Annotated in this window: 14 protein-coding genes and 2 pseudogenes; 12 read left to right on the forward strand and 4 right to left on the reverse strand. The window is 44.1% G+C overall.

Features of this window, described 5'->3' with window-relative positions; genetic code table 11:
• The first annotated feature begins 231 nt into the window (after positions 1 to 231).
• The 5 genes from QUB61_RS07070 to QUB61_RS07090 all read left to right on the forward strand — a co-directional run bounded on the left by QUB61_RS07070 (position 232) and on the right by QUB61_RS07090 (position 4216).
• Positions 232 to 576, forward strand: coding sequence for a hypothetical protein (locus tag QUB61_RS07070; RefSeq protein WP_333124548.1), 345 nt, complete (start codon positions 232 to 234; stop codon positions 574 to 576).
• Positions 577 to 784: 208 nt separating this feature from the next.
• Positions 785 to 1810: an ABC transporter permease gene (locus QUB61_RS07075; protein ID WP_333124551.1), complete on the forward strand. Its 1026-nt coding sequence runs from the start codon at positions 785 to 787 to the stop codon at positions 1808 to 1810.
• Complete coding sequence (locus QUB61_RS07080; RefSeq protein WP_333124554.1) at positions 1788 to 1961, forward strand: hypothetical protein; 174 nt, start codon at positions 1788 to 1790, stop codon at positions 1959 to 1961. Before QUB61_RS07075 ends, QUB61_RS07080 begins: the two co-directional genes overlap by 23 nt.
• Before the next feature lie 68 nt (positions 1962 to 2029).
• Entirely contained in the window at positions 2030 to 2665 is a 636-nt protein-coding gene (locus tag QUB61_RS07085; RefSeq protein ID WP_333124557.1) for a hypothetical protein, read from the forward strand.
• A 504-nt stretch (positions 2666 to 3169) separates the two neighbouring features.
• Positions 3170 to 4216, forward strand: coding sequence for a hypothetical protein (locus QUB61_RS07090; protein ID WP_333124559.1), 1047 nt, complete (start codon positions 3170 to 3172; stop codon positions 4214 to 4216).
• On the opposite strand, the gene QUB61_RS07095 is transcribed toward QUB61_RS07090, so the two are convergent.
• Positions 4209 to 4511 (reverse strand): hypothetical protein, encoded by a 303-nt coding sequence (locus QUB61_RS07095; RefSeq protein WP_333124561.1) that lies wholly within the window; start codon positions 4509 to 4511, stop codon positions 4209 to 4211. The two genes, QUB61_RS07090 and QUB61_RS07095, sit on opposite strands and share 8 nt — an antisense overlap.
• A gap of 2 nt (positions 4512 to 4513) precedes the next feature.
• On the reverse strand, positions 4514 to 4810 hold the full coding sequence (locus QUB61_RS07100) for a type II toxin-antitoxin system RelE/ParE family toxin (RefSeq protein ID WP_333124563.1): 297 nt from the start codon (positions 4808 to 4810) through the stop codon (positions 4514 to 4516).
• Between the two features lie 97 nt (positions 4811 to 4907).
• On the opposite strand from QUB61_RS07100, the gene QUB61_RS07105 reads away from it, so the two are divergent.
• From QUB61_RS07105 to QUB61_RS07120, 4 genes and pseudogenes are all read left to right on the forward strand, one after another.
• Complete coding sequence (locus QUB61_RS07105) at positions 4908 to 5681, forward strand: ABC transporter permease (protein ID WP_333124565.1); 774 nt, start codon at positions 4908 to 4910, stop codon at positions 5679 to 5681.
• A 125-nt stretch (positions 5682 to 5806) separates the two neighbouring features.
• Entirely contained in the window at positions 5807 to 6706 is a 900-nt protein-coding gene (locus tag QUB61_RS07110) for an ABC transporter ATP-binding protein (RefSeq protein ID WP_333124567.1), read from the forward strand.
• A 458-nt stretch (positions 6707 to 7164) separates the two neighbouring features.
• Positions 7165 to 7419 (forward strand): hypothetical protein, encoded by a 255-nt coding sequence (locus QUB61_RS07115; RefSeq protein WP_333124570.1) that lies wholly within the window; start codon positions 7165 to 7167, stop codon positions 7417 to 7419.
• 50 nt (positions 7420 to 7469) lie between these two features.
• Positions 7470 to 8628 (forward strand): annotated as a pseudogene (locus tag QUB61_RS07120) (ISKra4 family transposase).
• On the opposite strand, the gene QUB61_RS07125 reads toward QUB61_RS07120, so the two are convergent.
• Complete coding sequence (locus QUB61_RS07125) at positions 8613 to 8915, reverse strand: hypothetical protein (protein ID WP_333124573.1); 303 nt, start codon at positions 8913 to 8915, stop codon at positions 8613 to 8615. The pseudogene QUB61_RS07120 and the gene QUB61_RS07125 overlap by 16 nt on opposite strands.
• A 36-nt stretch (positions 8916 to 8951) precedes the next feature.
• The gene (locus QUB61_RS07130; protein WP_333124577.1) at positions 8952 to 9260 is read right to left on the reverse strand and encodes a transposase; all 309 of its coding nucleotides are present in this window, start codon (positions 9258 to 9260) and stop codon (positions 8952 to 8954) included.
• A gap of 404 nt (positions 9261 to 9664) precedes the next feature.
• Here QUB61_RS07130 and QUB61_RS07135 point away from each other — a divergent pair, with 404 nt between their 5' ends.
• The 3 genes and pseudogenes from QUB61_RS07135 to QUB61_RS07145 all read left to right on the forward strand — a co-directional run bounded on the left by QUB61_RS07135 (position 9665) and on the right by QUB61_RS07145 (position 12684).
• On the forward strand, positions 9665 to 10663 hold the full coding sequence (locus QUB61_RS07135; RefSeq protein ID WP_333124580.1) for an isocitrate lyase/phosphoenolpyruvate mutase family protein: 999 nt from the start codon (positions 9665 to 9667) through the stop codon (positions 10661 to 10663).
• 373 nt (positions 10664 to 11036) lie between these two features.
• Positions 11037 to 11776, forward strand: a pseudogene (locus QUB61_RS07140) (IS5 family transposase).
• A gap of 47 nt (positions 11777 to 11823) precedes the next feature.
• On the forward strand, positions 11824 to 12684 hold the full coding sequence (locus QUB61_RS07145) for a DMT family transporter (protein WP_333124583.1): 861 nt from the start codon (positions 11824 to 11826) through the stop codon (positions 12682 to 12684).
• Positions 12685 to 12716: the final 32 nt, after the last annotated feature.

The following is a 12716-nucleotide window of genomic DNA, read 5'->3' on the forward strand; positions in this document are numbered from 1 at the left end:
GCTTAATAAAAATCTGATTTTAATTTTTTCTACAGGGTCCTGACAAATGTAAATTAGGTGACACTCCCCTATGGGAAAATTTGCTATTAATAAAATAAGCGGGCAAAATCCCGAGCGATCGCTCATAGAATAATTGAAGCATCAGCAGTTCATCGAGGGCAGCAAAGTAAAGCGTTTTTCGCTTTTTTGGATCGGCGATTTTTGGGCAAAATAATACTTCTGGAGGATGACATGAACTATACATTTGAAATCCTGGGCGTATCTCCAACTTTAACGTTTTTTAACCAGCAGCAGGAATTGCTGCAACAACAGCAGCCGTCGGGTGTAGAATACTTGGCAAACCGGAAGTGTACTCTCGATGCGTTTGTGGCATCCGTGGAGACAGTTTCTGGCGATCGCGGCTGGGATGTCGATCGAGTTGTAGACACCGTGATTAGTTTCTGGATGAACAACTCGGATAGCATCCAGTATTGGAAGCACAGGCTGCAGGATGCCGGCAGCGAAAACTTGTTAGTAGCCAGAGTAGGCGATATCAAGTCTTTGCAAGCTGCATTTGAATCGCTGCTGGGCGAATAGAAAAATCGCCAATTGCGAAAAAGTCGATCGACTTTTTCGCAAAAATCAACTCAACTGTCTATTATTCATTCCCAATTCCCCTGATTCGCGACACAGAAGTAGCAGATATACAATATCTGTTTCTTCCAGCTTCTACCTTCCATCTGCCTGATGCCTTCAACATCTGACTAAAGACTAAAGACTTCGCAATTGGCAATTCCCAAATATTATGTCTCGTTCCAAAGCCCTGCAATCTTATATTTTTGTCCGCTTGCTCCTGGCACCGCTAATGTTGTGGACAATCACCACAGCAGTATTTTTGTTGCTGCGGGCCACTCCGGGCGACCCCATAGATGCCATTCTCGGCTCGCGAGCACCAGCCGCGGCAAAAGCAGCAATGCGAACCCAACTCGGCCTCGACGCACCCCTGTGGGAGCAATATCTCAAATACATGAAAGACTTATTCAGTCTGAACTTGGGAACCTCAATCACCACTCGCGGACAAACCGTGTGGCAAATTATCGGAGATTATTTCCCCGCTACAGTGGAATTAGCAGTTTGTAGCATGGCCATAGCTTTAATTGTCGGCATCAGTATCGGTTCCCTGGCAGCATCCCGCCCCAACACTATTTTCGATACTGCAGGTCGTTTGTTTGGCATTATCACTTACTCGCTGCCGGCTTTTTGGGCCGGCATGGTTTTGCAATTAATTTTCGCGGTGCAGTTGGGCTGGTTTCCCTTGGGAACTCGCTTTCCCGTGACATTCCCCGCCCCCGAAGGCTACACAGGACTATACACTGTTGACAGTCTCCTGAGCGCTAACCCCGGTCAGTTTCTCACAGCTTTGCATTATTTGGCACTTCCGAGTTTGACGCTGGGCATTCTTTTGAGCGGCATTTTCGAGCGCATTGTCAGGGTGAACCTCAAGCAAACTTTGCAAGCAGATTATGTCGAAGCAGCTAGAGCTAGAGGCATTCCCGAATTGCAGATTTTATGGGCTCACGCTCTGAAAAATGCGCTAATTCCGGTGATTACTGTCTTAGGATTGACTTTTGCTGCACTGTTGGGCGGTGCTATTTTAACAGAGGTTACTTTTTCTTGGCCGGGGTTGGCAAATCGCCTTTACGAAGCCATTAGCTTGCGGGATTATCCAACTGTTCAAGGTATTGTGGTGTTTTTTGCGGCAATTGTCGTAATTGCCAGCATTGTAATTGATATTTTGAACGCTTACATTGACCCGCGAATTCGGTACTAAAAATATCAAGGAAGAAGGAAAAAGGAAGAAGGGCAACGGATGCGCGAGAGTTCCACTCTCGGCTTTTTCAATCTGTACTTTCTGCGATCGCTTTTCGGTTGCAGCCAGCGGCGGCTCTGTAGAAGCAGTTGTCAAAAATATCGGCTTTTAGAGTGACGACACTTGGCAATTTATGGGCAATACTAGAGAAAATAAAATTCAACATTGGAGGAAACGCTGATGAGATTATTGCGAACAATCGCCGCTCTATCGGCTGCGTTGACCCCAGTGATGGCTGAAGCTGCCTTTAGCCGTCCCATGCCGGGAACAGCCGATTTTCCCACCGCCTCAAACCCCCGAGTAAATGTGCCTGTTTGCTTCATCGAAACCCCAAGCGGCACAACTTTTGATTTAGTCAGCTTGTGTGGCAGCAATGCTGAGCCCCAAAACACTGCTCCGGCTGCGGGCAACCCCGCCAATGCTCCTGCAAATAACCCCAATGCGGGCGCTCCGGCTGCTGCCCCCAACCCCAACACCATCACCAGAGATGCAGCAGGCGCCCCGATAACTACTCCTGCAGGCACGGCAAATCCCAACAATCCCAACAATGCCAATCCGGGAACTTCGCCCGGAGGTACTCCCAATAATGCCAATCCGGGAAGTTCACCGAGTACCAATCCCAATAATCTCAATCCGGGAACTTCGCCAAGCAGCAATCCCAATAACAGTGCGTCTCCCACGGGTGGAACTGGTGGCAACAGCAACGGCGATTTAGTTCCCAATCCCAGTCTCAATCTTCCGAGAGTGCCGCCGAGTTCCTTTAGCCCCGGAGGTGTTGCACCGACTAGAGATGCGATTGATGGCCCCCGCCAGTAATAGGCTCCGTGTCAGAACTTTTACAGCAACCGGGTTTCTCTGAAACGCTCTCTTTTTCAGGGATAGTTCACCCGCGAGAAAGCCGGAATATTTATTTGCCTGCTTAATATGGATGTCAGGTGCGATCGGCATATTGTGTAGCAGACTAGCGAAATAAAAGTTAAGCTAAGAACTTGTAGACGCTATCGGCTTGCGCACTCTTTCAAAACTGGACAACCAGGTAGAAGCAGTCATAGATAGCCAGCTTTAATCCGTAACAGGATTAGTTATCAGCAAAGGTTAAAGTTATTACCAGGCGGGTGCTCGCCAGCTCCAAGTTCTCAAGCTAAGCCATTAAACAGGCATATTTTGGTTAAGCCAGTGTGGTTGGGAAAGTACCGACTGATAACATTAGCAAGACAAAATTAACCCGATTATTCCGAGGCTCTTCATGAGCAAAATATTTGTTTTAGTAAATTGGAACAAAATTGCTCTAGACCCGATCGCACTTGAGGAGGACATCTAGTGTCAAACTTAGTTCAACGCTTAGAAATAACCGCTCATCCGCAACTGGAAAAATCCCTCGGCTATCGAGGAGATAGTCGCTGGGTAGCTTGGCGCTGGGAACCCGACATCGACCAACTTATATCCAGCGACGGCAAAACAGTCGGCACTGGCAATAATATGGCTTGGCTGGTATTTTTGCAGCACGATTTAGTCGATCCTGCCGTACAAAAGTACAACCTCGGCGAGGGCGATCGCTATTGGCTGCTTTTAGACACCGCAACTAGAAATCTCTACGTCGGCGAAGGGAAAACAGTTCAAAGTCTGCTCGAACAGCCGGAAAGTTTAGCTTTATTGGCCTGTCTGGATGGCGGCAGTGCCGATCGACAAACTGCTGAAACTTGGCAGCAAACCCTATCTCAACTAACAGCAACACCAGTTGTTCGCAACCTGACAAAAGCCCTTCCTTTCGGTATCGCCGCCGCTTTGATAGGTGCTTTAGGAGTCGGAACCGGATTGTGGGTAGTACCCGCGGTGCAGCAGAAACTAGCCGAAAAAACAGCTTTTATTTCCCCAATTAGTTCGACCGCCAACTGCGGGCCTGACGGTTCCGAGGATTTTTCAGCTTATATCGGTTCCTCAAGCAGAAATAAAGAACTTCACTTAATAGGCGTGTACGAAGCTAATGCCGATCGCGGGAACCGAAATTATTTATCTAAAAGTGCGATCGAAATTAAAGTAGAACGCCGAAACAAGCCAATAATTCTCGCACTTTCAGCCTACGAACCGGTGCAATGGAACATTACCACAGAACCGGGAGCCGTTATCGAAAAAATCATTGTTAACGGATACCACAACCAAACTGTTTCAGGAGTTTCGGGAATTCCAATAGAAGAGCACAGCTACGAAGAAACCGGAAACTATATAGGCGACTTTATCTACAAGTGGGGTGCTACCGCTGAAAGTTCCAATACTTCTTCCCTCGTGACTAAATTGGAACAGAGAAATCGCACCAGTTTAACTTCTTTTCAAGGATGCTACAGAGGTACGAGTTTTACGATTAAGTAAGACTTTCCACGTCTAGTTCGGTTATTACTCGATCGAGCGTTTTGTTTTGACTCCGATCTTTTTTTGGCTTCGGAGGGCGGGTTGCTAGTTCAGCCTCAAGTTCATCCATTGTGAGGATAGGTAACTCAAATGCCTGTTTAAACGCTTCGATGTCTTGCAGTAAATCTTCAGCCGTGTCCCCTGTAGGCATCGCAGGCTCTTTCTGATAACCGATAAGCGTCTTGTCGCGTTCGTAATACACGATGCGGATACAATAACCGTCTGGATCGTGAAATACGCGGTAAGTCCATAACATAGTCATTCCTCCTGTTGGCCACGAAAAAAAACAGTATTATTGGGTTTTTCACCAATCCGTTCGATCGCAACGACACGGACTTGTTCTTCCACGTTGTAATATACCCGATACACGCCGATACGCAATTCCCAATCGGCAATTTTTGTACCGTCATCTCGACAAGGTTTTCGATTCATGGTCATGACGGTTGGATCGTAGCTCAGGTTGGTTGTGATTCCGTCTACAATGATATTTCGCTCGCGTCTGTCGAACCACTTAAGATCGTCTTCGGCTTCTGATGTCAATTCAATGGTGTACATTTTGAACTGTTATTTGACAAGCTTATGTAATGACTGTATCATAGGCTATTAACTTTAATTTTTGATTCCCGACAATAACAATGCTAACAAATTTAAGATGAAATACTGGTACGAAACGCTCGCAGTAGCCCAGCGAATTTTAATTGAATTGGGGAGGCGGCGGCGCAGCTTAGTATTGTGGAGTATTTTTCCAGTTTCTATTTTGCTAATTAACGGTTTGATTTTAAAAGAACGGGCTAATCTCACCACAGCAAAAGCCTTTGAAACTGCTGCACCTGCAAGCTTAGTAGGAGCCGCTTTATTTTTTAGCTGTCTCGGTGGTAGCGTAGCAACAGTAGTAGCAGAGCGAGAACAGCATACCCTCAAACGCTTGTTTATTTCCCCGCTGAGCGGCACTTCCTACTTTTTAGGAATTTTTCTAGCTCACACTTGCATCGGCATCGGCCAGGTAATTTTAGTATACACGATCGCCTCTTTTTTAGGAGCACAATTTCAAGGCTCTATTCTGTTAGGATGTGCGATTATTCTGCTAAGTATTGTATCTTATGTAGGTGTAGGCTTTATTCTCGGCACCCAGTTTGCGAGGCGCACTGAAGATGTCAACTCGCTAGTAGCCGCTTTCGGCGTTCCTTTGTTGATTTTAGGAGGCGCATTTTTGCCAACTTCGCTGTTTCCCAAAAGTCTGCTGGATCTCGCCCAGTACAATCCAATTTATCACATGAACGAAGCGCTGATGGGCGTGTGGGCTGACGGCAAAGATTTGGCTGATATTTCGTCGCACTTCGGGTTTTTGTGTATTTTTGCTGTTTTAATGATAGGAGGCGGATGGCTTTCTTACCGACGGATGTTGAGAGTAGAAAGAAGACTTTAAAACTATCTCATTATGTCGTAATTATTCATCTCTCTCTTCTCTTCCTCTGCGCCCTCTGCGCTCTCTGCGGTTTAATCGTTCAGAAACAACCGTAAATATATAAAATAATACGGAGAATTAAAGCAGTGCTGCAAATAGAAAAGCTAAATAAGTCCTATGGTGAGCGTTCAGTGCTTCGAGATTTAACACTGCACATTCAATCGGGAGAAATTTACGGTTTGCTCGGGCCAAACGGGGCTGGGAAAACTACGACTATTAATATTTTATGCAATTTGTTAAATGCCGACAGCGGCAAAGTTTCCATCAATGGCGAACCTGTTTCCCAAGCGACCAAATTGTTAATAGGTGTAGCGCCTCAAGAAAATTTGCTTTACAAAAGCCTTAGCTGCGAAGAAAACCTCAATTTTTTTGCTCAAATTTACGGCTTAGAGCGGAAACAGCGCCGCTATCAAGTAAGACACTGTTTGAAAGCAGTAAATTTGACAGATAGAGCTACAAGCCCGGTGGAAACTTTGAGCGGAGGAATGCAGCGCCGTTTGAATATTGCCGTGGCTTTGGTACACCAGCCGAAATTAGTAATTTTAGATGAACCGACAACAGGTTTAGATATTGAAGCTCGCTATGAAATTTGGGATTTAATTCAGCGCTTGCAATCGCAAGGAATCACAGTTTTGCTGACAACTCACTTATTGGATGAAGCTGAGCGGCTGTGTCAGAGAATCGGGATTTTGAAAAATGGCAGTATTGTAGCTGAAGGTAGTTTAGAAGAGTTGCAAAAACTGATTCCGGCTCAAGAAATTATCGTAGTAAAAACCGACGAAGAAGCTGAAGTCATCGCCCGCGCTCAAAAATACAGTTTCATACCCCGCCGCTACGGTAGCGATTTAGCTTTTTGGCTGCCGGAACGTTTAGAATTAAAAGAGATTATTTTGCTGTTCGATGGAATTTCTATTGATTCAATCGCTCGGTATCCGGTGCGGTTAGAACATATTTATGTAGAAGTAACTAAACAAACTGTATCTTAATCAGCGTTCATCAGCGTACATCCGCCGACATCAGCGGTAAAAAAATCCAAATTCATCAGCGTTCATCAGCGTACATCCGCCAGCATCAGCGGTAAAAAAATCCAAATTCATCAGCGTTCATCAGCGTACATCCGCCGACATCAGCGGTAAAAAATCAAAGAAACCGGGTTTTTTCCCATCTCTTCACCTGTAACAAAGTATCTCCCAAAAACCCTGTTTCTGGCCACCCGCACACAATCACAAAAACCCGGTTTCTGGTCACCCACCAAGCATGATAAAATAAACATCGGTGTTACTGACAACTCCCCACAATGGACGAAACCCTCGCCCCAGCCTATCTGTAACTGATTCAGACACTCCTGAATTGCCCCAACGGAGAGAAATCGCAGATATTACAGGATAACTCAGAATTACTGGGTCGGGAATTTCTGCAAGCTTGCGAGTCAGTAGCGGCAACCTTGACACAGCAAGGACAGGAAACTCCAGCTAGTTTGTTGCGAAATCTGGCCAGTCAGCTAGGGCAATTATTGGGGATGAACGATGACGGAGATAGCGATAACTCTGAAGGTAAAAATCCCCAATACTATGCAAACTGTATCCGAAAATTATTGCAAGCAGAAGCAGATAGCAAGAGCAATATTAAAGTGATTTACCATGCTGGCCGGGCGGCAACATCGGGTGCATCTCACTTTGGCAAATCTATAAAAAAATAGCTAAAATCAAGAAGCTAGTAAAACAGTAAAAAAAAGATCTGGTAAAGAAAATGACACCCGAAGATCGACAGCGCCTAAAAGCACACTTAAAAGAGGTAGCAGAAATTCTTTACAGAAATACAGATCCAACTGAGCTGTCAAATGCATGAAAGTATCAAAAAATATCTACGTCAAAAAATATTAGCAGCAGTGGGCCCCGAACTAGGTAGCTTTTTTTTTCAACAGTATCAGGAATTAAAACAGGAAGAAGCCAAAAAATAAAATCCGTAGTCGGGTTGCTGAATATTACAGATAATCAGGAAGAATATTTTGGATGAAAATCCTCTACTCAACTCAGCCCCATAAGGTCAAAGTGCGCTCTTTTAATCAGTGCCAATGAATCTTATGAAAGAGGAGAAAAAGATTGAGAAAATTTCACAGTAACCCCAGTCGATCGTAGTACATTACACAGATTAGTAAGCCGACAAAAATTTGAATTGCCTACATCTAAACAAGGTGTCCAAAAAATTACATTAGATGGAGGCAAAATCAGGCTGCATAACGAACACAAAGACGAGGCGTGTTATTGGAAAGATTATAAAGCCCTCTGCTTAGATAATCTTTATTGTGGAGCATTTTTTCAAAATAATCAAGATTTAATTGATTGGAGTAATAGCCAAAAACTTCTGCATCCTATATATTGTATAGGAGATGGTCATCCCGGAATTTGGAACCTCTTTCAAGAAATTGGAGTGACTGAACAAAAACAAGAAATTTTAGATTGGTATCATCTGAAAGAAAATCTCTATAAAGGCAGGAGGTTCAATGAAACGCTCAAAGCAAGCAGAAAGTCTGTTATGGTCAGGAAAAGTTAATGAAGTTATCAATTTATAGCGGTTCGATCGCGTGGTGAGGTATGCCCTATGCCCTATGCCCTATGTCCTATGCCCGTCGGAACATGTTACTGAGAAAGGCTATATTTAAATATGTGAAAAAAAAATCATTTAAAACATTTTGTAATTATTGAGAAACTCATCGCAGCCGAATAGTTAACTATCAATCTTATAAAGAAGAATCCGTAAGCTCAATCGGTTCTGGAACAATTGAATCAACGATAAAACGAATTGGACGCTTGAGTGAAACTATCGGGGGCGAGCGTGGAATATCGAGAATGTTTCCTCTATCCTTTCTCTTCGCTGTGCTTATCTTAATGGTCAACTTTCCACTTGATGTATTTGCAAAAGTGAGATGCACCCAATCCGTTCTAACTCTTCAGATAAATATTCTGGATGATAACCGTGGTCTAGGAGGATGGTAATTTTGGGAAGATCGAGGGGTTTTGACTCAAAGTAGTCGATGTTGAGTGTGAACATCTCAATTAATCCGGCATCATCCCAGAGATTGGCGCGAGTTCCGTGGGTAAAAAAGGGCAACCCTTGGGTATCAATAGCCAGATGCCTCTTAATGCCATTGGTGGCGAGAGTAGAAACAAAAACCCTTTGACTCCACACTGGCATTGCAGGTATTTTTTACTGCTTGGGAGTCAACGAAAGTCAAGGTCGTCCACTGCGGTTTTTTTTCACCTGTTCGCGCACTTGTCCATGTAGGAGACGCATCAATTCCTGGAAAACCCCAGCGGCTCGCCACTGTTTGTAGTGCCAATAGACGGTGGAATAGGGCGGTAGGTCTTTCGGCAAGTCTTGCCAATTGCACCCATTTTTTAGTTGATCGAGGATTCCATTGAAGATCTCTGGCTTTGTCCAATTACTCGGTCTGGTCTGCTTTTTGGTCGGTAATATCTCAAGCAACAGGGGTTCAAATATTTCCCACTCTGCATCGGTTAGGTCGATCGCATAAGTCATGAGACTGGGATTAGCTGGTTTCGAGTACCTTAATTCATATTCTAAAAGATGTCAAATGGGCTCTATATAGCGTGCCGTAAGTCCTGTACTATTGCATAACTTCTTAAAATTGGTACTAATTGATACAAATGCTGTTTAAGTTAAATAAGTGTAAACCAAGATTAATAATTGTAAATAAATATTTAAACAATACTTCGGACAGTTTTTGATTGCCAACCGTATAATAAGGGTTTCAAGGCTCCAAGGCAAGTTCCCTACCAACGGAAAATCGATGGTTTCAGACAGCGAACTAAAAACTGTCCGGACTATTGTTAAATATAAATAATAAATATAAATAAATATAAATAAACAAGGGAATTGGCCGAAAACATGAGCAAAATAAGGAACACTTAACAACATTAGATATGTCACTGCGATACAGAATTTTTCCAGAAAAAAGGCGTGGTAGCCTAAAGGTTCTTATCAATAGGTATCAACCAATTAGGATAATTGAAGCCCATAACGGATTGTCAGCTATTGTTGCCAGTACTGCATCCATTTCAGATGAAGATAGTAGAAGCATTGAATTCGACGGTCTTTGGGTTTCTAGCTTAACTAGTTCAGCTTCAAAAGGACTCCCAGACACCGAACTAGGTAGCATAGAAAGACGTTTAGAAACCATTGGGGAAATTCTCAACGTTACTAATAAACCCTTAATTGTAGACGGTGACACGGGCGGGGAAGCTGTTAATTTTGAGTATCTTTGTAGCAGGCTTGAAAATTTGGGCGTGTCTGCTATTATTGTCGAGGACAAAAAATATCCGAAGCGGAATAGCCTTTCAGCAGATGTCTCGCACATTTTGGAAGATCCTGAAGTTTTTTCCAATAAAATCCGACGCGGTCGAAAGGTTTTGTTGTCGAACGACTTTATGATCTTCGCCAGACTGGAAAGTCTAGTTGTCAATCAAGGTATAGACGATGCTCTTGCCAGAACACGGATGTATCTCCAAGCTGGCGCTGATGGAATCATGATCCACTCAACAAAAAGAACGATTGACGAAGTTTATTTGTTCTTGGAAGGATACGAAGCTCTTAGTAATGAGCTTGGCTTCCGAAAACCGATTATTTGCGTTCCTACTACCTACAACAATGTGACTATTGAAGAAATGTTTCAGCATGGTGTTGATATCATTATCCACGCGAATCATCTCTTGCGTGCAGCTCACAGTGCTATGCAAAAAGTTTGCGAAACCATTCTTAAAAACAATCGAACTCTAGAAGCAGAAGAAATGTGCACCTCCATAACAGAACTTTTTGAACTTGTAGGCTTCAACGATGCTGTGGCAAGAGATAAATTTTTCACAACAGGACTTACGCAAGTGGCGCATGGTGATGAGTGCTCGCGCCCTCACTCCAATCCGTAAACCGTCCGGGGAACCCACAAGCTGATAACCGACTCAAAACCTTAATAAATTTTTGCTGATGTGGGATTGCACACTAACGTCGAGATATTCCGATGTTTATCGTCTAATTTTTGAGTGCATGGTGCGACGTAGTCGCTATTGAGCGCTTGTGACAGTTGCGTAAGTCCTGTTTCACAAAGTCTGTTCAGAAATTAAATAATATAAGGGAGCGAACAAAGAATGTAATAATCAAATAGGCAAATAGTCTTAAAAGCCTTGTAAAGTTCTAAGAACCTGTTTGAAAAAATGGTTGTAGAGTAAAAGGGTTTATTGAGAAGACCCGAAAATGATACGATTAGCATACGACACAGACCTCACCGATGACCAGTAGCAAATTTTAGCACCCCTGATTTCGGCAGCCCAACCCGGAGGACGACCCCGCTGCCGGAATATGCGGGAGGTACTCAATGCCATTTTCTACTTGCAAAGCAAACGGAATTAAGTGGTGAGCCATGCCCCATGACCTACCCAAATAGCAGAGTGTATCTACCTATTTTCGGGCGTGGGAGGCAGATGACACATGGCAGAGGCTCAACGATGAATTGCGGGTGATGGTGCGTTTACAAGCCGGACGCTTAGCCCAACCCAGCACAGTCCGTGTTGATAGTCACTCAGTGAAAACGTTAAGTGGAGGGGAAGAAATCAGCTTTGATGGGGGTAAAAAAGTCAAAGGACGCAAGCGAACAATTTTAGTCGATACGTTCTTGCCTGGTTTTGGCTGTATGCGTTCAGGGTGCTGGACGTTCTGACCGTGCAGCCATGAGGTTACTTGCCACCTTTTTTGCACGAGTTGGGACTTTCAAGAAAGGGATTTGGGTGGATAGTACCAATGCCGTGCAGGAGTTTATTGAGTATATAGCTCAAGATTTTACTTGGCAGTTGGAACACCTCAAGCGTACAGATGAGAACCCAAATTTTAGGGTTATTCCCAAGCGATGGGTAGTGAAACGAACCTATTCTTGGTTTGGTCATTATCGACGATTGAGTAAGGATTATGAATTTTTGCCGACAACGAGTGAAATGATGATTTTTCCTGCTATGGTTCATTTGATGGTTCGACAATTAAAGCCTTAATCTCATACTGGATAGGCTTTTTTTTTTAACGTTTTAAACAGGTTCTAATGAATGACTTAGCAATCATACTTGTTCTTGCTGCAGCTTTTATCCATGCTACTTGGAACTTACTCGCAAAGCGTGCAGGTGGAGGAGCGGCGTTCGTTTGGCTTTTTGCTGCACTTTCAGCGGTCATTTATGCACCTATTACAATTGCGGTTATCATACTACACCCACCACATATAGGTTTTACGGAGTTTCTATTCATAATTGGGAGCGCTATCCTTCACCTGATGTACTTTCTGTTGCTACAACGAGGCTACAACACAGGCGATCTCTCGCTAGTTTATCCCCTTGCACGGGGTACTGGTCCTATGTTCTCCACTGTGGCTGCTATTGTGCTTTTTGGGGAACAACCTACTCCTATGGCTCTGGCGGGTGCAATTGTCATTGCGTTCGGCGTGTTTGTTCTGACTGGCAATCCGCACCAATTCCAGAAAACAGGTAGCCGCTCGACGGTGGCCTATGGTATCCTTACTGGTACAATTATTGCTACGTACACTCTATGGGATAAACGTGCTGTAAGTGCGTTCCTAATCCCACCGCTATTGTTGGACTATTGTTCCACTTTAGGTCGTGTAGCGTTGCTTGCCCCGTTTGCACTCCGTCACTGGAATGAGGTTCGCACACAATGGCGTGACCATCGTCTCGAAGCCCTTGGTGTAGCCTTTCTCAATCCTCTGTCTTATATCCTCGTTCTCACCGCGCTGGTTTTCACTCCTGTAAGCTACGTGGCACCATCTCGAGAAATTAGCGTTCTTATTGGGGCTTTTATGGGAACGCACTTACTCAATGAAGGTGATGCTCCGCGCCGCCTTATTGCCGCTGCTGCAATGATGCTAGGGATGATTGCTATTGCTATTGGTTAGTAAACTGAATAGAACGAAGATAGCGAGATGAG

The organism is Microcoleus sp. C2D2 (assembly GCF_036702495.1).
Classification (GTDB): Bacteria; Cyanobacteriota; Cyanobacteriia; order Cyanobacteriales; family Microcoleaceae; genus Microcoleus.